Origin of the sequence: Pseudomonas sp. W2Jun17 (assembly GCF_023127795.1) — a bacterium.
Lineage (GTDB): Bacteria > Pseudomonadota > Gammaproteobacteria > Pseudomonadales > Pseudomonadaceae > Aquipseudomonas > Aquipseudomonas synxantha_A.
This window is the reverse complement of the sequence record NZ_SPKO01000025.1, coordinates 150,491-173,341: the sequence shown is the minus strand read 5'-3', so window position 1 is coordinate 173,341 and position 22,851 is coordinate 150,491. Positions and strand designations below refer to the sequence as shown.

Here is a 22,851-nt window from a genome sequence, read left to right as displayed (position 1 = left end):
TTGTCAAAGAGAGGAAACACATGACGGACACCGCGAAGTCCACGCCGAACAAGATCGAGATCGTTCAGCGCGACAATAGCTACCAGGGCTTCTACAAGCTCGATCACGTGCAACTGCGCCACGAGAAATTCGACGGTGGCATGAGCCGCGTGATCAGCCGCGAAGTCTTCGTTCGCCATGACGCTGTGTGCGTGCTGCCCTACGACCCGCAACGTGACGAGGTGGTGCTGATCGAACAGTTCCGCGTGGGCGCCATGGGCCGCGCCGGCAACCCGTGGTTGGTAGAGATGGTCGCCGGCCTGATTGACAAGGATGAGCAACCGGAGGAGGTTGCACACCGCGAGGCCGAGGAGGAAGCTGGGTTGACGTTCTCCGCGCTGTGGCCGATCACCAAGTACTTCCCGTCGCCCGGCGGCAGTACCGAATTTGTCCACCTGTACCTGGGCCGTTGCGACGGCACGGGTGCTGGTGGCATCCATGGATTGGAAGAAGAGGCAGAAGATATCCGCGTCACTGTCTGGGCATTCGAAGACGCCCTGCAAGCGGTGCGCGACGGCAAAATTTCCAATGCAGCCAGCATCATCGCCCTGCAGTGGCTTGCGCTTAACCGCGCGGAAGTGAGGGGGCTATGGCAGTAAAGGCACGGGAACGTTATCGAGTTGACCTGATCGGGCTGCAAGCCGCCTGCGAGGCCAATTATGCGCGGCTGATGCGCCTGCTTCCCGACATGCGCCACACTCCCGAGGCGCGGCGTATCGCCGTGACCCATGGCGACCAGATGCTTGGTGTGCTGACCCTGGAAGTCATCGTCAATTGCCCGTACACCACCACCCTGCGCGTACGCCAGGAACACAGCCTGCCCTGGCTGCCGGTGCCGCAACTTGAAGTGCAGGTGTACCACGACGCGCGTATGGCCGAAGTGATCAGCGCCGAACATGCGCGACGCTTTCGCAGCATCTATCCTTACCCGAATGTGTTCATGCACCAACCCGATGAGAAAGCACAGCTCAATGTGTTCCTCGGTGAATGGCTGAGCCACTGCCTGGCCCTGGGCCATGAGTTCGAAGTTGTGCGCTAGATGTGAATTGAGCCTGTTTCTCAGGTTTCCTCTTTGAGTCCTGCCCTAGCATAATCGTCAAATTATCCATGCCTGTGATTGCCAGGGAGAGCGCCTTGCCTCGCGTACCGACCATGAACCTTGATGCTGCGTTGTTGGTGCAATTGTCCGACAGCCATCTGTTTGCCGAAGCGGGCGGTACGCTGCTGGGCATGAACACCCGTGCAAGCTTGCAAAGCGTGATCGACTTGGTGCACGAGCAACAGCCGCGTATTGACCTGGTGCTGGCGACGGGCGACTTGTCCCAGGACGGCACACTGGCGTCGTACCAGCTATTTCGGAACATGACCGCGCCCATCGGTGCGCCGGCGCGCTGGATCCCGGGTAATCATGACGAGCCGCAGGTCATGGCCGAGGCCGCTGTGCAAAGCGATTTGCTCGAGCCCGTGGTGGACGTGGGCAACTGGCGCATAACCCTGCTGGACTCCGCAGTACCGGGTTCGGTGCCCGGTTACCTGCAGGATTCGCAACTGCAATTGCTCGCCCAGGCCCTGAGCGAGGCGCCCAGCCGCCATCATCTTGTGTGCTTGCACCATCATCCAGTGTCCATCGGCTGTGCGTGGATGGAGCCGATCGGCCTGCGCAATCCCGAGGCGCTGTTTGCCGTGCTTGACCGCTTCCCGCAGGTCAAGGCGCTGCTCTGGGGGCATGTGCATCAGGAAATCGACCGCGAGCGCAACGGCGTGCGGTTGCTGGCCTCACCGTCTACCTGCATCCAGTTCGCGCCGGGCAGCGAGGATTTCCAGGTCAGCGAGCAAGCGCCGGGGTATCGCTGGCTGCGCCTGTATGCCGACGGGCGGTTGGAGACGGGGGTAGAGCGGCTTCGGGACTTCGCGTTTACCGTCGACTACGGCAGCAACGGCTATTAAGACCTGCAAACACTGATCAAATGTGGGAGGGAGCAAGCCCCCTCCCACATGGGTTCTGCGGTGTCTGGAAGATCGGGTGCTCACACCTCACTCCGATCCCTGTAAACTGCGCCTCTTTGGCCCAAGCACGGAGAGCCCGGCATGTCCGCTTCGATCCTGTATATCCACGGCTTCAACAGTGCGCCAGCCTCCAACAAGGCCAGCCAGTTGATCACCGTAATGGGCAAGCTTGGCCTGTCCGACCGTTTGCGTGTGCCGGCCCTGCATCACCACCCGCGTCAGGCGATTCTGCAATTGGAGCAGGCCATTGACCAACTGGGGCGGCCGCTGCTGGTCGGCAGCTCACTCGGCGGCTACTATGCAACCCATCTTGCCGAACGCCATGGCCTGAAGGCGCTGCTGGTCAACCCGGCGGTCAGCCCCCATCGGATGTTCGACGGTTACCTGGGCACCCAGAAGAACCTCTACACCGATGAGACCTGGGAGTTGACCCATGATCACGTCGCAGCGCTGGCCGAGCTGGAAGTATCGGCGCCGCAGGATGCAGGGCGGTATCAGGTGTGGTTGCAGACCGGGGACGAAACCCTGGATTATCGCCTCGCCCAAGCGTATTACCGAGCCTGTGCCTTGCGCATCCAGGCCGGTGGCGATCATGGTTACCAAGGGTTCGCCGAGCAACTGCCGGCCTTGTTGAGTTTTGCCGGCATTGGCGCAGATCAGTATCAATCCTTCGATTTTTCGTCACTGTAAAAAATCGCAGGTCACTTTTTAATCGAACGACTCACGACGAGACCCCATGGCCACTCCCAGCGCTAGCTCTTATAACGCCGACGCCATCGAAGTCCTCTCGGGCCTCGACCCGGTGCGCAAACGCCCCGGCATGTACACCGACACCAGCCGGCCGAACCACCTTGCCCAGGAAGTCATCGACAACAGCGTCGACGAAGCCTTGGCCGGGCACGCGAAGTCGGTACAAGTCATCCTCCATGCCGATCACTCCCTTGAAGTGTCCGACGATGGTCGCGGCATGCCGGTGGACATTCACCCGGAAGAGGGCGTGTCGGGCGTCGAGCTGATCCTCACCAAACTGCACGCCGGCGGCAAGTTCTCCAACAAGAACTACCAGTTCTCCGGTGGTTTGCACGGCGTGGGTATTTCGGTGGTCAACGCCCTGTCGACGCAAGTGCGGGTCAAGGTCAAGCGCGACGGCAACGAGTACCAGATGACCTTCGCCGATGGCTATAAAGCCACCGACCTGGAAGTGGTTGGCACCGTTGGCAAGCGCAACACCGGCACCAGCGTGTACTTCGCCCCGGACCCCAAATACTTCGATTCGCCGAAATTCTCCATTAGCCGCCTCAAGCATGTGCTCAAGGCCAAGGCCGTATTGTGCCCCGGCCTGCTGGTCAGCTTTGAAGACAAAGGCACCGGCGAGAAGGTCGAATGGCATTACGAAGATGGCCTGCGCTCCTACCTGGAAGACTCCGTCAGCGACTTCGAACGCCTGCCCAACGAGCCGTTCTGCGGCAGCCTGGCGGGTAATAAGGAAGCCGTCGACTGGGCCCTGCTGTGGTTGCCCGAAGGTGGCGACAGCGTACAGGAAAGCTACGTCAACCTGATCCCCACCGCCCAGGGCGGCACCCACGTCAATGGTTTGCGCCAAGGCTTGCTGGATGCCATGCGCGAATTCTGCGAATACCGCAGCCTGTTGCCGCGCGGCGTGAAGCTGGCGCCGGAAGACGTGTGGGAGCGCATCGCGTTCGTGCTGTCGATGAAGATGCAGGAGCCGCAATTCTCCGGCCAGACCAAAGAGCGCCTGTCGTCCCGTGAGGCGGCGGCATTTGTCTCCGGTGTGGTCAAGGATGCCTTCAGCCTGTGGCTCAACGAGCACCCGGAACTGGGCCTGGCCCTGGCGGAGCTGGCGATCAACAACGCCGGTCGTCGCCTGAAGGCCAGCAAGAAAGTCGAGCGCAAGCGCATCACCCAGGGCCCGGCATTGCCCGGCAAACTGGCCGACTGCGCCGGGCAGGACCCGATGCGTTCCGAGCTGTTCCTGGTGGAAGGTGACTCTGCCGGCGGTTCCGCCAAACAAGCGCGGGACAAAGAGTTCCAGGCGATCCTGCCGTTGCGCGGCAAGATCCTCAACACCTGGGAAGTCGACGGCAGCGAAGTGCTCGCCAGCCAGGAAGTGCACAATATCGCTGTCGCTATCGGTGTCGACCCTGGCGCGGCGGACATGAGCCAGCTGCGCTACGGCAAGATCTGCATCCTCGCCGACGCCGACTCCGACGGCCTGCACATTGCTACGTTGTTGTGCGCGTTGTTCGTGCAGCATTTCCGCCCATTGGTGGATGCCGGTCACGTCTACGTCGCCATGCCGCCGCTGTACCGCATCGATTTGGGCAAGGAGATTTTCTACGCCCTGGACGAAGCCGAGCGCGATGGCATCCTCGATCGCCTGGTGGCCGAGAAAAAACGCGGCAAGCCACAGGTCACGCGATTCAAGGGCCTGGGTGAAATGAACCCACCGCAGTTGCGCGAAACCACTATGGACCCGAACACTCGGCGCCTGGTGCAACTGACCCTGGAAGACTTCGCCGGCACCTCGGAAATGATGGACATGCTGCTGGCGAAGAAGCGTGCGCCGGATCGCAAAGCCTGGCTGGAATCCAAGGGCAACCTGGCCGAGGTTCTGGGCTGATGCGCACAGGCTTCGCCCTGGCGATGCTGATGTTGAGCGCACTGGCAACTCCCCACGTGGTTGCAGCCGGCGTGGCAGAGCTGAAGCTGGTATCCGAGCACCCGGTGGACGGCATGCGCGGCGGTAACCTATCGGGCCTGGCGTTGTGTGGCGCAGAACTGTGGACGGTTTCCGACCGCGATGATGATCAGATCTACCGCCTGGATACCCGCGCACCGACCTGGAACGCCGAAGCTCTGAAGATTGACGTGCCGCCCGTGCCCGAGTCGGGTTTGCCCTGGGGACTGCGTTCACGCACCAAGGCCGCGTCGTTCATTCGCGGTGGTGACCTGGATTTCGAGGGCATCAGCTGTGATGCCGCAGGTAACCGCTACATTGTCAGCGAAGCCCATGCTGCAGTGCTGCAGGTACCTGCGACGGGCGCGCCCGAGTGGTTGAAAATCGCCCCGGGCATGGTGCGTGAGGCGCGGGCCAGTGGCATGTTGCTGCACTTCAATGCCTTGTTCGAGGGACTGGCGGTGAACCCCGAAGGCAACCAGATCTGGCTGGCCGCCGAGCGTGAGCGTCGCGGCCTGATCTCGATCAAGCGCGGGCAGAGCGTATGGGATTGCGATGGCCGGTGCGTGTTGTTGAGCGAGGCCGGGCAGGAAGTGCAACCGGCGCAGTTTACCAACGCCAAGGCGGTGTCCAATGACTTTGCCGACCTGGCGCTGTTCAATGGCAAGCTGTTTACCCTGGAGCGCAATGCGTTCCAGATTTGCCGACGCGACACAGTCACGGCCAAGGTTGAGCTGTGCTGGTCGTTTGCTGAAGAGGCCCTGACGCCGCAGCGGCGTTATCCACAGCCTTACGGCCTGGCCGAAGCCCTGCTGTTGGACGCCGACGGTGCATGGATCGGTATAGACAACAATTTCGGCCCCCGCGCCGATGGTGAAAAACGCCCCGTGGTCTATCGTTTCGCCGCCCCTGCCGGTGGCTGGAGCGCCCAGCCATGAGCCAGCCGTTTTTTCAATTGACCCGGCGCAGCGGCAGTTCCGCTGCGCGTTACCCAACAATGATGAGGCCCGCATGAGTGACATCCTCGCAGACAGCTTAGATGGCGTAGAACGCCGGTCGCTGGCTGACTTCACCGAAAATGCCTACCTCAACTACTCCATGTACGTGATCATGGACCGTGCCCTGCCGCATATCGGCGACGGCCTCAAGCCCGTGCAACGGCGCATTATCTACGCCATGAGTGAGCTGGGCCTGGACGCTGATTCCAAGCACAAGAAGTCGGCGCGTACCGTCGGTGACGTACTCGGCAAGTTCCACCCCCACGGCGATTCTGCGTGTTATGAAGCCATGGTGCTGATGGCCCAGCCATTCAGCTATCGCTATACGCTGGTGGACGGGCAGGGCAACTGGGGTGCGCCGGATGATCCCAAGTCCTTCGCCGCCATGCGTTACACCGAAGCGCGGCTGTCGCGTTATTCCGAAGTGCTGCTCAGCGAGCTGGGCCAGGGCACGGCGAACTGGGGGCCGAACTTTGACGGCACCCTCGACGAACCCCTGGTATTGCCAGCACGTTTGCCGAATATCCTGCTCAATGGCACCACCGGTATCGCCGTTGGTATGGCCACTGATGTGCCGCCGCATAACCTGCGCGAAGTTGCCACTGCCTGCGTGCGCCTGCTGGACGAGCCCAAGGCCACGGTCGAGCAATTGTGTGAACATATCCAGGGCCCGGATTACCCGACCGAAGCGGAAATCATCACGCCGCGCGCCGACCTGCTGAAGATGTACGAAACCGGCAAGGGCTCGGTGCGTATGCGCGCCGTTTACCATATCGAAGACGGCGACATTATTGTCACCGCGCTGCCGCACCAGGTGTCCGGTGCCAAGGTGCTGGAGCAGATTGCCGCGTTGATGCAGGCCAAGCCGTCGAAACTGCCGCAGGTTGCCGACCTGCGTGACGAGTCCGACCACGAGAACCCGTGCCGTATCGTGATCATCCCGACCAACAGCCGGGTCGATCATGAAGTGCTGATGCAGCATCTGTTCGCCAGCACTGACCTGGAGTCCAGCTACCGGGTCAACGTCAATATCATCGGTCTGGACGGCAAGCCGCAGTTGAAGAACCTGCGCAACCTGCTGGTGGAGTGGCTGGAATTTCGCGTACAGACCGTGCGCCGCCGCCTGCAATTTCGTCTCGACAAGGTCGAGCGCCGCCTGCACCTGTTGGACGGCTTGCTGATTGCCTACCTCAACCTGGATGAAGTGATCCATATCATTCGTACCGCCGAGCACCCGAAAGCCGAGTTGATTGCGCGTTTCGAGCTGAGCGAAATCCAGGCTGACTACATCCTCGACACGCGCTTGCGCCAATTGGCACGCCTGGAAGAAATGAAGCTGCGCGACGAGCAAGACGCGCTGCTCAAGGAACAAGCCAAGCTGCAAGCGCTGCTGGGCAGCGAAGCCAAGCTCAAGAAGCTGGTACGCAGTGAGCTGATCAAAGACGCCGAAACCTATGGCGACGACCGCCGTTCGCCGATCGTCGAGCGTGCTGAGGCGAAGGCTCTGACAGAAACCGAGTTGTTGCCTAACGAGAAAATTACCGTCGTTTTGTCGGAAAAGGGTTGGGTTCGTTCCGCCAAAGGGCATGATATTGACGCCACCGGCCTTTCGTACAAAGCCGGTGATGGCTTCAAGACCGCCGCCGCCGGGCGCTCCAATCAGTTCGCGGTGTTTATCGACTCGACCGGGCGCAGTTATTCGGTGCCGGCCCACACCCTGCCGTCCGCACGGGGGCAGGGCGAGCCGTTGACCGGACGCCTCACGCCGCCACCTGGGGCGAATTTCGAATGCGTGCTGCTGCCGGACGATGATTCGCTGTACGTCATCGCCTCCGACGCCGGTTACGGTTTCGTGGTCAAGGGCGAAGACCTGCAGGCCAAGAACAAGGCGGGCAAGGCGCTGTTGAGCCTGCCAAACAACGCCAAGGTGATCCTGCCAAGGCCGGTGGATGATCGTGAAAGCAACTGGCTGGCTTCGGTGACCACCGAAGGGCGTCTGCTGGTGTTCAAAATCAGCGATTTGCCGCAACTGGGCAAAGGCAAGGGCAACAAGATTATCGGGATCCCCGGTGACCGGGTGGCCAGTCGCGAAGAGTACGTGACCGACATCGCCGTGGTCCCGGAAGGCTCTACCCTGGTGCTCCAGGCCGGCAAGCGCACGTTGTCATTGCGCCCTGACGACCTGGAACACTACAAGGGCGAACGCGGGCGGCGTGGTAATAAACTGCCTCGCGGCTTCCAGCGAGTGGACGCCTTGCTGGTGGAAACGCCGGTTTAAGCTGTACTAGAGGCCTCGATCTACGATTTAACGCGTAGATCGACGCTTTCGCGCTGGAGTCATGGCGCATATTCACGGATGATATGGCCTTTCCAGCGCCGGCGTGGCCGAGCGTGTTCAGGTTATTTTTAGTATTACATTGTGGTTCGCCTTGTGGCAGCCACTTGGATGGGATGATGACTGCTCCACGCCTTCCTCTATTTTTGATGCTCGCTGGCCTTTTGGGGCTGGCGGGTTGCAGCACGCACCAACCGGTGTCGCTGTACCAGCTGGACAGCGGTAGCCCGGCTCAGCCAGCCCAAACGGCTGGCATGGCGGTATTGCTCGGTCCGGTAGTCGTTGCCGATTACCTGCAACGCGAAACCCTGCTGCAACGTCAGAACGACGGCAGCCTGCAAGGTTCCACTGATGGTCGTTGGGCGGGCAGCTTGTCGTCCGATATCAATCAACTGATGTTGCGTCAGGTTGCAGGGCAGTTGGATAGCCAGCGTGTGGTCCTGGCACCAGGGCCATCGGGATTCACTCCGGATGTGCAGGTGCTGCTGACGATTACGCGGCTCGACTCCGGCAAATCGCAACCGGCGATTCTGGATGCACAGTGGCGCCTGATCGACCGTCGCGGGCAAGTACGGGATAACCGCATCGTGCACCTGCAGGAAGAACATACCGGCACCACCGCTTCTCAGGTCCAGGCCCAGGGTGTGCTGTTGCAGCACTTGGCGCAGCAGTTGTCGGTGGCGCTCAAGCCATTGGCGAACCAGCCGCCGATTGCCGAGGTGCAGCCGCGTAAACAGGCCCCAGCCCAGGCCAAACCGGCAGCCCCGGAAAAGCCGAAGATGCCGATGGCTACGCCGATTCGTACCGATCTGGAAGTGTTCAGGTTCTGATCTGAATCGCAGCCAAACAAAAGGCCCGCTGAATAAGCGGGCCTTTTTGTTTGCGCAGGATTTGAGTCATGTTGAAGATCAACTGTGGGAGCGGGACCCACTCCACAGTAGGTATTTCAGGGCTTGCGGCTCTCATGCATCCGCGCCAGCTGGCGTTCGAGCATCGAGGGGTACGGTTCCATCAGCCGCTCTACGCAACTGGCCCCTTCAGGGCTGGCAATCGGACGGATACGTGCGCGTTGGCGGATCAGCGTGTCTTCACTGATCTTGCGTTCCACCAGCAGCAGGTTGCGGCTGTGTTGGGACAGGGCCAGGGCATCCTGGGCGATTTCGGTGAGCAGCAGGTCGATCTGGCTCATGCCGAACAGGTCATCACCCACGGTCAAGCCAAGCTGCAATTGCAGGGTAATGCCGCTGTCGGCCACTTCGATCTGCAGGGCATGGCCCAGCGCGCGCAGCAATTCGCCGCAGCAAATTGCATTGGTCAGGTAGTCTTCGCCGCTGTCTTCGCTGTGGAACAGCATCAGGGTGCTGCCATCGTTCAACGTGTGCAGCTCGCTCTGGTACAGCGAGGCGGCCTGGTCGAGACAGTCGCGGTAGCGTTCGAGCAGTTCGGTCAGCCGGGCACGAGGCAGGCGGCGCAGCTGCTCCTGGGAGCCCAGTTGCACGGCGAGTACTGCACTGTGCTGCGGCTCGGTGTTCCTGACCACCGCAACGGGTTTTGTCGCAGCGGCCGGGGCCACGGCCGAGGTATCGCGCAGGTCGGCGAAGGGGTCTTCCTCGTCGAGTTCGTCTTCCTCGGCCTTGACCACATGGCGCGGTGCAGGCTTGAGGCCGGCCACCGGAGCGCTTTCGTCAAAGCCCGGGTCGCGCAGGTCACGTACTTCAAACTCAGGCTCATCGCTGTAGTCGTCGGTATCGTCGTATTCGGGGTCCGGTTCGACTTCAGGCGCTTTCGGCTCCGGAGCGAAGCTGGTATGGAGCTGGCGCGCGAGGTCGCCGATTTCATCCTGGCGATCAGTGGCCGGGGTGTGTTCGTCGATATCCCGCAGCCAGATACGCAGTTGCATCAGCGGTGTGGAGATATGCCTCCCCAGGCGCAGGCTCAAGGCCAGGGCCAGGGCCAGCAGGATCGCGCTCAAGATACCCATGCTTTGCAGGCTGATGGTCATCGGCTGCTGGAACTGCTGCATATCGAGGCTGATACGCAGTTGGCCGGCTTTCACATCCTGAAAGGTGATATTGCTCTGGTAGAGGCCCTCGGCTTCACCCAGCAAGCCGTTCTTCGGGCGCTGCCCGGCTTCGGCCATGATCCGGTTGTCCACGCTATAAATAGCGGCGTGGGCCACCAGCGGGTTCTTGGTCAGGTTGTTAAGCAGCACGTTGAGGCTGAGGATGTCGTTGGACACCAGCAACTCAGTCGCCGAGGTGGCCGTCTGGGTCGTCAGGCTCGCACCCAGGGCGTCGGCTTGCTCATGCATGGCCTGCTTGAACTGCAAACCCATCACGCAGGCGTAGATTACCAGGGCCAAGGCGACCAGGATCACGTTATGGCTGGCGATGCGTAATGCGATCGGTACACGGCGGTGGCGCAGTGCCCGGAAGATCAGCAGGAAGAAGTTATCGGTTTTTACTGGCGTGGGCCGGTTCACTTGCGCTCGGCTCTTGGTCCGTGAAGTTGACGCGCAGTATAGCGACAGGCCCATGACCGGCAAAGCACTGGCTGTGCCCGATGGTCACTGAAAGTGGGTAGAATGCGGTTTTTTTCCAGCCTGGGGGTGCGCTTTGCGCGAAATTGTCCTGATCAACATCACGGGTGAAGACCGACCGGGTCTCACCGCGGCCATTACCGGCGTCCTGGCCCAGGGTGGTGTGAACATCCTCGACATCGGTCAGGCGGTGATCCACGACACCCTGTCGTTCGGCATTCTGGTGGAGATCCCCAGCACCGAACAGGCTTCGTCGGTACTCAAGGACATCCTGTTTACGGCCTATAAGCTGGATCAACAGGTGCGTTTCACCCCCGTGTCCGAAGCCGATTACCAACACTGGGTAGAAGGCCAGGGCAAAAAACGCCATATCGTGACGCTGCTTACTCGCAAGGTAACGGCTGAACAATTGCAGCGTGTCAGCTCGATCACGGCCCACTACGGGTTGAATATCGACCATATCGACCGTCTGTCGGGTCGTATGCCCTTGGACACCCCGGCCGACAAAGGCAAGGGCTGCATCGAGTTTTCTGTACGCGGTGAACCGGCTGACGCGCAAGCGCTGCGGGCCGAATTCCTGAGCGTGGCCCAGGAGTTGAATGTCGATATTGCCTTCCAGGAAGATTCGCTGTTCCGTCGCAACCGTCGTTTGGCGGTGTTCGACATGGACTCCACCCTGATCGAAGCCGAAGTCATCGACGAACTGGCCAAGGCAGCGGGAGTCGGCGAGCAAGTCAGCGAGATTACCGAGCGGGCGATGGCCGGTGAGCTGGATTTCCGTGCCAGCTTCAAGGAGCGCCTGGCGTTGCTCAAGGGCCTGGACGTGAGCGTGCTGGACTCCATCGGCGCATCCCTGCGCCTGACGGAAGGCGCCGAAACCCTGTTCGCCGAACTCAAGCGCCTGGGCTACAAGACCGCCATCCTGTCGGGCGGCTTCACCTACTTCGCCAAGCAGTTGCAGGCGAAGTTGGGCATTGACTACGTGTTCGCCAACGAGCTGGAAGTGGTGGACGGCAAAGTGACCGGCGTGGCCGTCGAGCCGATTGTCGATGCGCAGCGCAAGGCCGACCTGCTCAAGGAATTGGCGCACAAGGAAGGCTTGCGTCTGGAGCAGACCATTGCGGTCGGCGACGGCGCCAATGACTTGCCGATGCTGGCGATTGCAGGATTGGGTGTGGCGTTTCGCGCCAAGCCGTTGGTCAAGCAGTCGGCCAAACAGGCGATTTCAACGCTGGGGCTCGATGGCGTGTTGTATCTGCTGGGCTTGCGCGACCGCGACGGTCAGTTATAAGCCGATCTCACTGTAGAAATACAGTCAAAAATGTGGGAGCCGGGCTTGCCCGCGATAGCGGCAGTTCAGTCAATGATGTGTTGACTGACACTCCGCTATCGCGGGCAAGCCCGGCTCCCACATAGGATGTCACCAGCAATATCAGGCTTTCGGCAATGCGATACCCTGGCCCATCTGCACTGGCGTACCCGCTGCCAGTTCTTCAGCCCACTTCACCTGATCCGGCCCGAACAGCACGATGGCGGTCGAGCCCAGCTTGAAACGGCCCAGCTCCGCACCTTTTTCCAAATGAATCGGCGCACGTGCGGCTTCGTCGTAGCGGAAGGTTTTCAGCTCGCGCTTGGGCGGCGTTACCAACCCGGCCCACACCGTCTCAATCGACGCGACGATCATCGCACCCACCAACACCACGGCCATCGGGCCGCGCTCGGTGTCAAACAGGCATACAACCCGCTCGTTGCGCGCAAACAGCTCCGGTACGTTTTCGGCGGTGGTCTGGTTGACCGAGAAAATCCGACCTGGCACATAGACCATCTCACGCAAGGTGCCGGCCAGTGGCATGTGCACCCGGTGGTAGTCTTTGGGTGACAGGTAAATAGTCGCAAAATCGCCTCCCATGAACGGTGCAGCCAGCGCCGCGTCGCCACCGAGCAATTCCAGCACGCTGAAGCTGTGGCCCTTGGCCTGGAACACACGGCCATGTTCGATAGGGCCTAGCTGGCTGACGGCGCCATCGGCCGGGCTCAGCACGGCACCGGGAGTCTGGTCGAGCGGGCGGGCGCCGTCTTTCAAGGCGCGGGTGAAGAACGCGTTGAAATGCTCATAGGCGCTCAGGTCTTCAACCAGGGCCTGGGACATGTCCACTTGATAGCGCTTGGCGAACCAGGCGGTGAAGGCGTTCTTGAACCAGCGCACGCGGCACTCGGCAATGCAGCCGGCCAGGCGCGAGAGCAAGTGGTGTGGCAGCAAGTACTGGCTGAGGATAAACAACTGCTTTTTCATAACTGTCCTTAAACCTTAAATCTCAACGGGGGTGTCGGGGTGGTTGCCCCATTCGCCCCAGGAACCGGCATAGCCTTTGACTCGTGGATAACCGAGCGCCTTGGCCACCAGGTAGGTGAAGCCAGAGCGGTGGTGAGTCTGGCAGTGGGTAATGATTTCTTTATCGCGGGTCAGCCCGAGCTCTTCGAGGACCTGTGGCATGTCGCGACGGATGCGCAGGTTGCGCGCCTTGTCCATGCCGGCGGTCCATTCGAAATTCACCGCGCCGGGAATATGGCCCCCCTTGGCGGCGAGCACTTTTTCGCCGGAATATTCCAGCGGGCCGCGGGCATCCCAGATGCCCAGGTCGGCCGCGCCGAGACGGCTTTGCAGGTACTCACGGGTAGCCGTGGGGCCATCGTGCAACGTGAGGCTGACGGGGCCGCCTGCCGGCGCGGGCACTTCGATGGAGAGTGGGTACTTTTCCTCCAGCCATGCCAGCAGGCCGCCGTCGAGGTAGTGATATTTCTGGTGACCGATCACGTCGAGCATCCAGATAAAGCGTCCGGCCCAGCCGCCGCCTTCGTCGTCATAGACCACGTAGGTCGCGTCCGGGGTGTGGCCCAGTTCGCCGAACAGTTTTTCCAGGTCGGCCTTGCTCGGCAGCAAGCCGGGTGCCGGTGGCTGGCCCAGTTGGGTGCGCTTGGGGTCAACAAAATGCGCGCCGGGGATATGCCCTTCGGCGTAGCGGGCGGCACTGGTGAGGTCCACCAGAATCAAGTGCTCGGCATCCAGTTGAGCGAGCAGGTCACTGGATTCGATCACCAGCGGCAAGCCAGAGAAGTCAGGCATGTGAGGTCTCCTGGGCACAAATGTTGGTGATAAAGGCCGCTGATTGTAGCGCAAGCATCAGGCGCTGCGGTTGGTAAAGCTGTGCAGGGCTTTTTCGATGCATTGGGCGGTTTTGCCGAACGCCTGCACGGTGGTTTCCGAGAATGGTCCGCCGCCTTGGTCCGCCACTACCAGCATCACCACGCGGCCATTGCAGCTCAGCGAACGCAGCAGCAAGTGCTCGCCCGTAAACAGGCGACGCAGGATAGGCGGCAGCAGGGCGGAAAACTGCGCATGGTTGTCGGGGGTCAGACGCACCTGAGCGGACTTTTCCAGAAGGCGTTGCAGCAATGTGCTGTTGACCACATCCAGGCTCAGGTGCGCGGCGTCCCTGGGCAAACCGTCGGCCTGATGCACGCGCAGGGTGCTCAGGGCGCGATCGGCCATGAACAACAACACCCGCTGCATGCCACTGGCAACCAAGGCGTGCTTGGCGCAGGTGGTCAGGTGCATGGCGTTGGCAAAGCGGCTCGGCTCGACCAGCAACTCGGTGCAATGAGTGCGCCATACGGCCAGGGCTTCAGCCGTGGGCGGCGGCGCGGGCAACAAGCCGCGATGGACTTTTTGCACATGCCACGGCCAGATCAGCGACAGCGCCGGGTGCCAGAGGTCGGGCATCAAGGTGGTGCGGGCGCTCGTGACTGCCTGCTGGTGCGCCTGTTGTTGCACATCACTCAAGGGCACTTGCAGGTATAGCGCGGTGAGGTATTGCCAGCGTTCGGTGTGCGGGCAGGTCCAGGATTCCTGGGCGGACATCGCCAGGCCGTTGGCCAGCAACACGGTATTGGCTGGCTGGTTCAGCCAGCGGCGCAGGTTGGGGTCGGCGTCGAGCAATTGCTGGTGGCGCAAGGCGTCGTCTTCGCGGGCAATGTGCAGCGCCTTGACCAGCAGGCGTTGCTCGGCCAGCAGCAGCTTGTAGCCCTGCGAAACCCAGATCGGCAGGTGCCAGGCTTCGGTCAGGCCCAGGCACAGGTCCAGCAAGCGCACACCGAACAGTTCCTGCTCGACCTGGCGCGCCGACTGGCCCTTGTGAATCACCCGCAGCTCCCATTCCTCCAAAAGCTTGGGGTAGGCGACGGCCATCGGCCACAGTGGCGACAGAAACAGCAGGCTGCCCCAGTGGATGTCCTGCCATAGCCGCGCCAGGCGACTGCCGAACAAGCCGTTGGCTTGCTGGGACGCGTGCTGGCTGACCAGCAGCAGTTGGCGCAATGCGGCTGGGATTTCTCCAGCCGGCACCGAAGGTAGGCGTGCCAGCAACTCCTCGGCACGTTTGAGGCCGAGACGGTTAAGCGCTACTTCGAGGTTTTCGGCGGGCTCGGCCAGGCTCCCATGGGCTTGGCTGTTGGCCTCGCGCATCACGCTCAGCACCAGCGCCGGGCTGTTTTGCATCAGCTCGGCAATATCTCGCAATGAACTGCGACTGTCGCGGATGGCTTTGCACACGCGCTCATGGTTGGCCTGGGGAACGGGCAGCAGCACGTCGTCCAGGCGCTTGATCCAAGCGGCGAGGGTGGTGGGGCGGTTCGTTGGGACTGTCGTTTCGATTGCCATGATTGGGGCGCGATCATCACTTGTGTTCAACACACCCGGAACGGGCCGAATTGGCTTTTCGCCTTAACGGGCTATAGTCTGGCGCAGTTTTGCCGATAAGTAGAACAAGAGTTTTCTGCTGCACCCACTATGTCCATGAACCCGACGGCGCAAGTACCCATCTCCTATGGCTAAAATTATCGGCATCATTGTCGTCATCGCAAGTGTGCTCGGAGGGTACGTCCTCTCCCACGGTAAAATCGCCGCATTGATCCAACCTTTCGAAGTGCTGATCATCGGCGGCGCCGCGTTTGGCGCATTCTTGCAGGCCAACCCCGGCTACATGACCATGCACGTGATCAAGAAATCGCTGGGCATGTTCAGTTCGCGTTTTTCCCACACCTTCTATCTGGAAGTGCTGGGGCTGATCTACGAGATCCTCAACAAGAGCCGCCGCGAAGGCATGATGGCGATCGAAGGCGACATCGAAGACGCCGCCGCCAGCCCGATTTTCGCCAAGTACCCGGCCGTGCTCAAAGATGAGCGCATGACCGCTTATATCTGTGACTACCTGCGCATCATGTCCTCCGGCAACATGGCTCCCCACGAGCTGGAAGGCCTGTTCGACATGGAGTTGTTCAGCCTCAAGGAAGAGCTGGAGCATCCTTCCCATGCCGTGACCGGCATCGCCGATGGCATGCCCGGTTTCGGCATTGTCGCGGCGGTGCTGGGTATCGTGGTGACCATGGCGTCCTTGGGCGAGGGCGATCAAGCGGCCATCGGCATGCACGTGGGTGCGGCGCTGGTGGGTACCTTCTTCGGTATTCTCGCGGCCTATGGCTTCTTCGGCCCGCTCGCTACTTCCCTGGCCCACGATGCCAAGGAAGAGGTCAACCTCTACGAAGCGATCAAGGCGTGCCTGGTGGCATCAGCATCGGGGATGCCGCCATCGCTGGCCGTGGAGTTCGGGCGCAAGGTGCTGTACCCCAAGCATCGCCCAAGTTTCTCCGAGCTGGAACAAGCGGTTCGCGGTCGCTAAGCCATGGAAAACAACCAGCCGATCATCATCAAGCGCGTCAAGCGCTTCGCTGCGGGGCACCATGGTGGTGCCTGGAAAATCGCGTTTGCCGACTTTGCCACGGCGATGATGGCGTTCTTCCTGGTGCTGTGGCTGATGTCCACCGCCACACCGGAACAGAAGATCGCCATCGCCGGTTACTTCAAAGACCCGATTGGCTTTTCGGAAAGCGGTACGCCATTTGTCATCGATCTGGGCGGTTCGCCGCAACTGGCGCCAGAGCGCACCATCAACCCGGAAGTGCAAACTGAGTCGCCCCAGGAAAAAATCCCGATTGAGCGCGATACCGTCGAAACCATGGCCGAGCAGGTCGAGCAGGAACGCCTGGAACTGTTGCTGCAGGAGTTGCAGACCAAGGTTGAGGAAAACCCGCAACTGCTGAAGTTCAAGGACCAGATTTCGTTCGAGATCACGCCCGAAGGGCTGCGCATCCAGATCACGGACGCCGCCAACCGGCCGATGTTCGATTCCGGCAGTGCGCGCTTGAAGCCGTACTTTGAAGACATCCTGCTGGCCATGGCCGACACCATCAAGGCGGTACCGAACAAGATCAGCATCAGCGGCCATACCGACGCCAAGCCCTACGCGGGCCAGGGCGACTTCGGCAACTGGGAACTCTCGGCCAACCGCGCCAACGCCGCCCGCCGTGCGCTGGTGGCCGGCAGCTATCCGGACCCACAAGTGGCACGGGTGGTGGGCTTTGCCTCATCGCAGTTATTTGATCCCAAAGACCCGTTCAACCCGGTCAACCGCCGTATCGATATCGTGGTGCTGACCAAAAAGGCCCAGCGTGCGATTGAAGGCGACCAGCCACCGCCACCGGTACCGACTCAGGGCGATGGTGCCCCTGGCGAAGTGCCGGCCGACCCCAACGCACTGCCGCCTGAGCAGGAACCACTGCCGGCCCATGAGTTGCGGCAGAAGCTGAACCTGTTTGATGACGGTGGGATGAAGGATCCTACGGTGCCTGCGCCGGCCTCGTAACTTATCTCTCTACAGCAGAAACCAAAACGCCCCGAATCATTCGGGGCGTTTTCATTGGCGGTCAGAGTGGCAGGTAGGCTTTGACACCATTAACTACGCCTCGCATGTCGTCGGCGCACAGGCGTGGGACAACCTTGCGGATTTTCAGCATTTCCGGTGCAACAAAACCTCGTGTGAAGTCACACAGCAGCACGTCGCCTTGTTTGGGGTGATAGTAGAGAGCCAATGTTAATTCCCCACAAAAAGCAAAGCCGCCCGAAGGCGGCTTCATTCGACACGCAGCGGAGCTTGCTTCGCCCCTTCTGCGCCGCTGGATCAACCCCGAAAAGGATCCAGACTCCTGCCAGCTTTCGCTGGTGACGGAGCAATTATGGGCATCAGGAAATCTGAATACAAGCTGGCTTGTGTGTATGAGCCACCCAGTTGATCCGGATTCTTGATTCCCGCTCCTGTTAAATCAATGGGCTAGGGCGTTCAGCGCCGTGGTTTATGTGTATCAAGAAATTGACCGTCAATAACTGCTCTCAGGCAAGCTCGCAATAATCGACCGATAGCTGTTCATCCGCTGCTGTTGCACGCGGCCATCTTCCAGGGCCTTGAGCAATGCACAGCCCGGTTCGCGGTCGTGTTTGCAGTCGCGGAAGCGGCAGGTGCCGATCAGGTCGTTGAACTCGATAAAGCCCGCTTCCACATCGCTGCGGCTGACGTGGCCCAAGCCGAATTCACGAATACCCGGGGAGTCGATAAGCTCGCCGCCACCGGGGAAGTGGAACAGCCTCGCAGTGGTGGTGGTGTGGGTGCCTTGGCCGGAAAGCTCCGACAGCGGCCCCACGCGGGTATCGACTTCCGGCAACAGGCTGTTGACCAGCGATGACTTGCCCACGCCAGACTGGCCGACAAACACGCTGATGCGCCCGTCCAGCTGCTGTTGCAGCTGTTCCATGCCGTTGCCGTGATGGGCCGACACTTCCAGCACCGGGTAGCCCAGGGTGCGATAGACCGCCAGCAACGCATTGAGCGCCGGGGCGTTTTGCTCGTCGATCAGGTCGAATTTGTTCAACAGCAACAGCGGGCGGATGCCGGCGTGTTCGGCCGCGACCAGGTAGCGGTCGATCAGGTTGGCATGGGGCTCGGGCAACGGTGCGAACACGATCACAATCATGTCGACGTTGGCTGCCACCGGCTTGAGCTGGCCACGGCTGTCGGGGCGACGCAGTTCGGTGCTACGCGGCAACTGGGCGACGATCACGCCGATGCCCTGGTTGCCGGCGCGCCACACGACTTTGTCGCCGGTCACCAGCGCAGGCAGGTTGGCGCGCAGGTGGCAACGGGACACCGAGCCTGCGAGTTCGCCTTCCAGCGCCTCGACTTCGACTTGCACACCAAAGTGCGCGATCACCAGGCCCGTTTGTTCGGGGCCCAAGTCGCCGCCCTCGAGCGCTTCCACGGCGGAGGATTCACGTTTGGCGGCACGCGCTGCGCGTTCACCTTGAATCTTTTCGATGCGCCAGTTTTGGCGACGGTTGAGCTGGCGTTTGGCCATTGGTGTTCCGTGTCGATAATGCAAAAGTTGGGTAAAACGGTCGCGAGTCTAGCACGGCCCCGCCTGCTAAACTGCGCAGCTACGCCAAGGTGCCAAGAGAATCAAGCCATGCAAAACCCACAGAACCTGATTTGGATCGATCTGGAAATGACCGGTCTGAACCCCGACAGCGACGTCATCATCGAGATGGCGACGATTGTCACCGACAGCAACCTCAACACCTTGGCCGAAGGTCCGGTGATCGCCATCCACCACAGCGACGCCGTGCTCGCCACCATGGACGAGTGGAACACCCGCACCCACGGTAACTCCGGGCTGACCCAGCGTGTGCGCGACAGCCGCATCAGCATGGCCGAAGCCGAAGCCGAAACCATCGCATTCCTGGAAAAATGGGTGCCCAAGGGCAAGTCGCCGATCTGCGGCAACAGCATCTGCCAGGACCGTCGCTTCCTTTATACGCATATGAAGGCGCTGGAGAGCTACTTCCACTATCGCAACCTGGACGTATCGACGCTTAAAGAGCTGGCTGCGCGTTGGGCGCCGGAAGTCAAAGACAGCTTCCATAAAGGCAGCACGCACCTGGCGCTGGATGATATTCGTGAGTCGATCGCCGAGTTGCAGCATTACCGCAAGCATTTCATCAAGGCTTGAAAACGGGCGACTGCTGAACATGTGGGAGGGGGCTTGCTCCCGATGGCGTTGTGTCAGCCCCAGATGCATTGACTGACACTCCCTCATCGGGAGCAAGCCCCCTCCCACACTTGAATGGGTTTGCAAATCCAAGTGTTGGAGAGCGTTTGCCCCCTTTTGGTGCCATCAGCAAATGATTAGACTGCCGGCCTCCCTGCAAGGATCGCCATCATGCTGTTGATGCTCTACCTCATCGCCATCACCGCCGAAGCCATGACCGGCGCCTTGTCCGCCGGTCGGCGCGGCATGGACTGGTTTGGCGTGGTGCTCATCGCCTGCGTGACGGCCCTGGGCGGTGGTTCGGTGCGCGATGTGCTGCTCGGCCACTACCCGCTGACCTGGGTCAAGCACCCGGAGTACCTGGTGCTGACCTCCGTCGCGGCGCTGGTGACGATCTTTATCGCGCCGCTGATGCGCCGCCTGCGCTCACTGTTTTTGGCGCTGGACGCCTTGGGGTTGGTGGCATTCACCCTGATCGGCTGCATGACCGCCCTGGAAATGGGTCACGGCATGTTGGTGGCGTCCGTCAGCGGGGTCATCACCGGCGTATTCGGGGGCATCCTGCGGGATATCTTCTGTAACGACATTCCGCTGATCTTCCGCCGCGAGTTGTACGCCAGCGTGTCGTTCCTGGCCGCCTGGTTCTACTTGCTGTGCCTGTATCTGGAACTGCCGAGCGAACAGGCGATTCTGTTGACGCTGTTCAGCGGCTTTCTATTGCGCCTGCTGGCGATCCGTTTTCACTGGGAAATGCCCAAGTTCGTCTACAACGACGACGTACACTAGCGGGCCGCGTGCTGGTTCAGCGCCCATTCCACATGCTCGCGAACCAGCTCTGAGGGGTAGTCCCGCCGCGCCTTCAAGGCTTCCAATACCGGAATGCTTGACGGCGCATTGCCCAGGCCCACCGCCAGATTGCGTAACCAGCGCTCGTAACCGGCGCGGCGCAGGGGGGAGCCCTCGGTGCTGCTGAGGAATTTATCCTCGTCCCACATAAATAGTTCGGCTAACTCGGCGTTATCCAGGTTGTGCCTGGGCTTGAAATCGCTTTCGGCAGTGGGTCGAGCGAAACGATTCCATGGACAAACGATCTGACAGTCATCGCAGCCAAAGACGCGGTTGCCGATCAGTGGGCGCAGGTCCTCGGGAATGGCGCTCTTGAGTTCGATGGTCAGGTAGGAGATGCAGCGCCGGGCGTCCAGCACGTAAGGACCGACGAAGGCGTTGGTGGGGCAGATGTCCAGGCACGCCGTGCAACGGCCGCAGTGCTCGGTAGTGTGGGGTGGGTCCACCGGCAACGGTAAATCGACAAACAGTTCGCTCAAGAAGAAATAACTGCCGGCCTTGCGGTTGAGCACAAGGGTGTTTTTACCGATCCAGCCCAATCCGGCTTGTTCGGCGATGGCTTTTTCCAGGACCGGCGCGCTGTCGACAAAGGCGCGAAAGCCGAACGGCCCGATCTGCGCCTGGATGCGGTCGGCCAGCTGCTGCACGCGCTTGCGGATCAGCTTGTGGTAGTCGCGGCCCAGGGCGTAGCGCGAGATATAGGCTTTTTCCGGCTGGCCCAGCAGTTGCGCCATCTGGGTGTCGCCGGGCAGGTAGTCCATGCGCAGTGACACCACGCGCAAGGTGCCGGGTACCAGTTCATCGGGATGGGAGCGTTTGCTGCCGTGGGCGCCCATGTAGTCCATCTCGCCGTGGTAGCCCGCGTCGAGCCAGCGTTGCAGGTGCTGTTCATGCTCAGCCAGGTCCAGGCCACTGATGCCGACTTGTTGAAAGCCCAGCTCGCGGCCCCAGTCTTTGATCGATTGGGCGAGGGCGGGCAGATCGGAGGTAATAGCAGGCATGAGACACGGGAAACCACAGGTTAGATGCGTATAATTCTGCCAGACATCGGAGCTTGAAGACGCATGCCTCAGACAAAACACCCAATTACCGACGTTCAGCTGTTGTTGCCCGGCCATTTGCCGCAACTGGCTGCGCGTTCTCCGGACGCCCATAAGGGCCAGTTCGGCCACCTGCTGGTCATCGGTGGTGACCGTGGCTTTGGCGGTGCGGCGCTGCTGAGCACCGAAAGTGCCCTGCGCGGTGGCGCCGGCATGGTCTCGCTGGCAACTCGACCGGAACATGTGCCAGCCGCTCTGGCCCGGCTGCCGGAAGTCATGGCTGTCGGCGTGAGCTCGGCCAACCAGTTGATGGGCCTGCTGGAAAAAATCTCGGTGATCGTCATTGGCCCAGGCCTGGGCGATGCCGCTTGGGGCAAAAGCCTGTTGTCGGTCGCGGCCAATGCCCGCCAGCCGCAGGTGTGGGACGCCGACGCGCTCAATCAACTGGCCACTGGCAGCGTCGAGCTGCCGGCCAACTGTGTGATTACTCCTCATCCGGGCGAAGCTGCGCGTTTGTTGGGGCTATCGACAGCCGAGGTTCAGGCCGATCGCCTTAATGTGGCGCGCGCGTTGAGCCAAAAATTCAATGCAGTGGCTATCCTCAAGGGTGCTGGCAGTTTGATTGCCAGCCCGGATGGACGGCTTGCCCGTTGTGATCAAGGCCACCCGGCGATGGCGACGGCGGGGCTTGGGGATGTCTTGGCTGGTCTGGTCGGCGCGCTATTGGCTCAGGGTATGCCCGCGTACGAGGCAAGCTGCCTGGCCGTGTGGTTGCACGCTACCGCTGGCGACCGCCAGGGCAGTTTTGGTCGGGGGCTGGCTGCCAGCGACCTGATCCCTGCCATTCGTCAATTGCTGGAGGAGCAGTCGCCGTGCCTGAAGTAATTCTTTTCCTGGCAGATGAAGAGGCCATGGTCGCGTTGGGGCAGCGTCTTTCGCAGGTCACGCAAGGGGCAGGGTTGATCTTTCTCGAAGGCGATCTCGGCGCAGGCAAAACCACATTGTCCCGGGGGATTATTCGCGGCCTGGGCCATACCGGCGCGGTAAAAAGCCCGACCTTTACGTTGGTCGAGCCCTACGAGATCGGCGACGTGCGTGCTTTCCACTTCGATCTTTATCGCCTGGTAGATCCAGAGGAACTGGAGTACATGGGCATCCGTGATTACTTCGATGAAGATGCGCTGTGCCTGATCGAATGGCCAGATAAAGGCACAGGCTTTTTGCCAAAGCCAGACATGACCATTACCATTACGCCGCATGAGCACGGACGTCAGCTGAAGTTGTTGCCCCAGAGCGTGCGCGCTGAAGCGTGGTGCACCGCTCTGGCATTGGAATTCAAATAAAATTGGTGGGGTTAG

General features: G+C 61.0%; 22 protein-coding genes. 15 read left to right on the top strand and 7 right to left on the bottom strand.

The features are described from left to right. Positions 1 to 20 precede the first annotated feature (20 nt). The 8 genes from E4O98_RS14410 to E4O98_RS14375 all read left to right on the top strand — a co-directional run bounded on the left by E4O98_RS14410 (position 21) and on the right by E4O98_RS14375 (position 8,907). A complete protein-coding gene (locus E4O98_RS14410) occupies positions 21 to 638 on the top strand; it encodes an NUDIX domain-containing protein (protein WP_032878236.1) in 618 nt (205 codons plus the stop codon). Then, a complete protein-coding gene (locus tag E4O98_RS14405) occupies positions 629 to 1,078 on the top strand; it encodes a DUF1249 domain-containing protein (RefSeq protein ID WP_003209507.1) in 450 nt (149 codons plus the stop codon). Before E4O98_RS14410 ends, E4O98_RS14405 begins: the two co-directional genes overlap by 10 nt. A 95-nt stretch (positions 1,079 to 1,173) precedes the next feature. Beyond that, a complete protein-coding gene (gene cpdA / locus E4O98_RS14400) occupies positions 1,174 to 1,986 on the top strand; it encodes a 3',5'-cyclic-AMP phosphodiesterase (protein ID WP_248135581.1) in 813 nt (270 codons plus the stop codon). A 141-nt stretch (positions 1,987 to 2,127) separates the two neighbouring features. Then, a complete protein-coding gene (locus E4O98_RS14395; protein ID WP_248135579.1) occupies positions 2,128 to 2,736 on the top strand; it encodes a YqiA/YcfP family alpha/beta fold hydrolase in 609 nt (202 codons plus the stop codon). Positions 2,737 to 2,782: 46 nt separating this feature from the next. Then, positions 2,783 to 4,687 carry a DNA topoisomerase IV subunit B gene (gene parE, locus E4O98_RS14390; protein WP_005784190.1) on the top strand — a complete coding sequence of 635 codons (1,905 nt, stop codon included), beginning with the start codon at positions 2,783 to 2,785 and terminating at the stop codon, positions 4,685 to 4,687. Further along, positions 4,687 to 5,682, top strand: a complete 996-nt coding sequence (locus E4O98_RS14385; protein ID WP_248135576.1) for an esterase-like activity of phytase family protein — start codon at positions 4,687 to 4,689, stop codon at positions 5,680 to 5,682. Before parE ends, E4O98_RS14385 begins: the two co-directional genes overlap by 1 nt. A 73-nt stretch (positions 5,683 to 5,755) precedes the next feature. Next, on the top strand, positions 5,756 to 8,020 hold the full coding sequence (gene parC / locus E4O98_RS14380; protein WP_032878231.1) for a DNA topoisomerase IV subunit A: 2,265 nt from the start codon (positions 5,756 to 5,758) through the stop codon (positions 8,018 to 8,020). 173 nt (positions 8,021 to 8,193) lie between these two features. Beyond that, positions 8,194 to 8,907, top strand: coding sequence for an ABC-type transport auxiliary lipoprotein family protein (locus E4O98_RS14375; protein WP_005784196.1), 714 nt, complete (start codon positions 8,194 to 8,196; stop codon positions 8,905 to 8,907). Positions 8,908 to 9,023: 116 nt separating this feature from the next. On the opposite strand, the gene E4O98_RS14370 is transcribed toward E4O98_RS14375, so the two are convergent. After that, positions 9,024 to 10,559, bottom strand: a complete 1,536-nt coding sequence (locus E4O98_RS14370) for a histidine kinase (RefSeq protein ID WP_248135574.1) — start codon at positions 10,557 to 10,559, stop codon at positions 9,024 to 9,026. Between the two features lie 133 nt (positions 10,560 to 10,692). Here E4O98_RS14370 and serB point away from each other — a divergent pair, with 133 nt between their 5' ends. Continuing rightward, the gene (gene serB, locus E4O98_RS14365) at positions 10,693 to 11,907 is read left to right on the top strand and encodes a phosphoserine phosphatase SerB (protein ID WP_057702577.1); all 1,215 of its coding nucleotides are present in this window, start codon (positions 10,693 to 10,695) and stop codon (positions 11,905 to 11,907) included. A gap of 141 nt (positions 11,908 to 12,048) precedes the next feature. Here the strand turns inward: serB and asd are convergent, their stop codons facing one another. From asd to E4O98_RS14350, 3 genes are read right to left on the bottom strand one after another with little or no spacing between them, the layout of a single operon-like run. Then, a complete protein-coding gene (gene asd, locus E4O98_RS14360) occupies positions 12,049 to 12,909 on the bottom strand; it encodes an archaetidylserine decarboxylase (protein ID WP_032878223.1) in 861 nt (286 codons plus the stop codon). Positions 12,910 to 12,924: 15 nt separating this feature from the next. Next, a complete protein-coding gene (locus E4O98_RS14355; protein WP_248135565.1) occupies positions 12,925 to 13,740 on the bottom strand; it encodes a rhodanese-like domain-containing protein in 816 nt (271 codons plus the stop codon). A gap of 57 nt (positions 13,741 to 13,797) precedes the next feature. Next, complete coding sequence (locus E4O98_RS14350) at positions 13,798 to 15,333, bottom strand: HDOD domain-containing protein (protein WP_032878218.1); 1,536 nt, start codon at positions 15,331 to 15,333, stop codon at positions 13,798 to 13,800. Positions 15,334 to 15,499: 166 nt separating this feature from the next. Between E4O98_RS14350 and motA the strand changes: the two genes are divergently transcribed. Both motA and motB read left to right on the top strand, forming a co-directional pair. After that, positions 15,500 to 16,351: a flagellar motor stator protein MotA gene (gene motA / locus E4O98_RS14345; protein WP_005784209.1), complete on the top strand. Its 852-nt coding sequence runs from the start codon at positions 15,500 to 15,502 to the stop codon at positions 16,349 to 16,351. 3 nt (positions 16,352 to 16,354) lie between these two features. Further along, the gene (motB, locus tag E4O98_RS14340; RefSeq protein WP_032878216.1) at positions 16,355 to 17,374 is read left to right on the top strand and encodes a flagellar motor protein MotB; all 1,020 of its coding nucleotides are present in this window, start codon (positions 16,355 to 16,357) and stop codon (positions 17,372 to 17,374) included. Positions 17,375 to 17,435: 61 nt separating this feature from the next. Here motB and E4O98_RS14335 read toward each other — a convergent pair whose 3' ends face one another. Both E4O98_RS14335 and rsgA read right to left on the bottom strand, forming a co-directional pair. Then, positions 17,436 to 17,645, bottom strand: a complete 210-nt coding sequence (locus tag E4O98_RS14335) for a hypothetical protein (protein WP_078820139.1) — start codon at positions 17,643 to 17,645, stop codon at positions 17,436 to 17,438. A 240-nt stretch (positions 17,646 to 17,885) separates the two neighbouring features. Next, complete coding sequence (gene rsgA / locus E4O98_RS14330) at positions 17,886 to 18,917, bottom strand: small ribosomal subunit biogenesis GTPase RsgA (RefSeq protein WP_005784215.1); 1,032 nt, start codon at positions 18,915 to 18,917, stop codon at positions 17,886 to 17,888. 108 nt (positions 18,918 to 19,025) lie between these two features. On the opposite strand from rsgA, the gene orn reads away from it, so the two are divergent. Both orn and E4O98_RS14320 read left to right on the top strand, forming a co-directional pair. Then, a complete protein-coding gene (gene orn, locus E4O98_RS14325; RefSeq protein ID WP_005784217.1) occupies positions 19,026 to 19,568 on the top strand; it encodes an oligoribonuclease in 543 nt (180 codons plus the stop codon). A gap of 207 nt (positions 19,569 to 19,775) precedes the next feature. Further along, a complete protein-coding gene (locus E4O98_RS14320) occupies positions 19,776 to 20,393 on the top strand; it encodes a trimeric intracellular cation channel family protein (RefSeq protein ID WP_172833454.1) in 618 nt (205 codons plus the stop codon). On the opposite strand, the gene queG is transcribed toward E4O98_RS14320, so the two are convergent. Then, a complete protein-coding gene (gene queG, locus E4O98_RS14315) occupies positions 20,390 to 21,454 on the bottom strand; it encodes a tRNA epoxyqueuosine(34) reductase QueG (RefSeq protein ID WP_005784221.1) in 1,065 nt (354 codons plus the stop codon). The genes E4O98_RS14320 and queG overlap by 4 nt on opposite strands. Positions 21,455 to 21,517: 63 nt before the next feature. On the opposite strand from queG, the gene E4O98_RS14310 reads away from it, so the two are divergent. Together E4O98_RS14310 and tsaE are read left to right on the top strand one after the other, a co-directional pair. Then, positions 21,518 to 22,378, top strand: coding sequence for an NAD(P)H-hydrate dehydratase (locus E4O98_RS14310; RefSeq protein ID WP_032878212.1), 861 nt, complete (start codon positions 21,518 to 21,520; stop codon positions 22,376 to 22,378). After that, a complete protein-coding gene (tsaE, locus tag E4O98_RS14305) occupies positions 22,366 to 22,836 on the top strand; it encodes a tRNA (adenosine(37)-N6)-threonylcarbamoyltransferase complex ATPase subunit type 1 TsaE (RefSeq protein ID WP_032878210.1) in 471 nt (156 codons plus the stop codon). The genes E4O98_RS14310 and tsaE overlap by 13 nt, the downstream gene beginning before the upstream one ends. Positions 22,837 to 22,851: the final 15 nt, after the last annotated feature.

Coding starts and splice junctions, on each gene's coding strand:
- parC (WP_032878231.1), top strand. CDS start 5,756: ATGAGTGACATCCTCGCAGACAGCTTAGATGGCGTAGAACGCCGGTCG.
- asd (WP_032878223.1), bottom strand. CDS start 12,909: ATGAAAAAGCAGTTGTTTATCCTCAGCCAGTACTTGCTGCCACACCAC.
- E4O98_RS14395 (WP_248135579.1), top strand. CDS start 2,128: ATGTCCGCTTCGATCCTGTATATCCACGGCTTCAACAGTGCGCCAGCC.
- E4O98_RS14335 (WP_078820139.1), bottom strand. CDS start 17,645: ATGAAGCCGCCTTCGGGCGGCTTTGCTTTTTGTGGGGAATTAACATTG.
- motB (WP_032878216.1), top strand. CDS start 16,355: ATGGAAAACAACCAGCCGATCATCATCAAGCGCGTCAAGCGCTTCGCT.
- parE (WP_005784190.1), top strand. CDS start 2,783: ATGGCCACTCCCAGCGCTAGCTCTTATAACGCCGACGCCATCGAAGTC.
- motA (WP_005784209.1), top strand. CDS start 15,500: ATGGCTAAAATTATCGGCATCATTGTCGTCATCGCAAGTGTGCTCGGA.
- E4O98_RS14375 (WP_005784196.1), top strand. CDS start 8,194: ATGATGACTGCTCCACGCCTTCCTCTATTTTTGATGCTCGCTGGCCTT.
- E4O98_RS14310 (WP_032878212.1), top strand. CDS start 21,518: ATGCCTCAGACAAAACACCCAATTACCGACGTTCAGCTGTTGTTGCCC.
- E4O98_RS14410 (WP_032878236.1), top strand. CDS start 21: ATGACGGACACCGCGAAGTCCACGCCGAACAAGATCGAGATCGTTCAG.
- rsgA (WP_005784215.1), bottom strand. CDS start 18,917: ATGGCCAAACGCCAGCTCAACCGTCGCCAAAACTGGCGCATCGAAAAG.
- E4O98_RS14405 (WP_003209507.1), top strand. CDS start 629: ATGGCAGTAAAGGCACGGGAACGTTATCGAGTTGACCTGATCGGGCTG.
- orn (WP_005784217.1), top strand. CDS start 19,026: ATGCAAAACCCACAGAACCTGATTTGGATCGATCTGGAAATGACCGGT.
- E4O98_RS14355 (WP_248135565.1), bottom strand. CDS start 13,740: ATGCCTGACTTCTCTGGCTTGCCGCTGGTGATCGAATCCAGTGACCTG.
- queG (WP_005784221.1), bottom strand. CDS start 21,454: ATGCCTGCTATTACCTCCGATCTGCCCGCCCTCGCCCAATCGATCAAA.
- E4O98_RS14350 (WP_032878218.1), bottom strand. CDS start 15,333: ATGGCAATCGAAACGACAGTCCCAACGAACCGCCCCACCACCCTCGCC.
- E4O98_RS14385 (WP_248135576.1), top strand. CDS start 4,687: ATGCGCACAGGCTTCGCCCTGGCGATGCTGATGTTGAGCGCACTGGCA.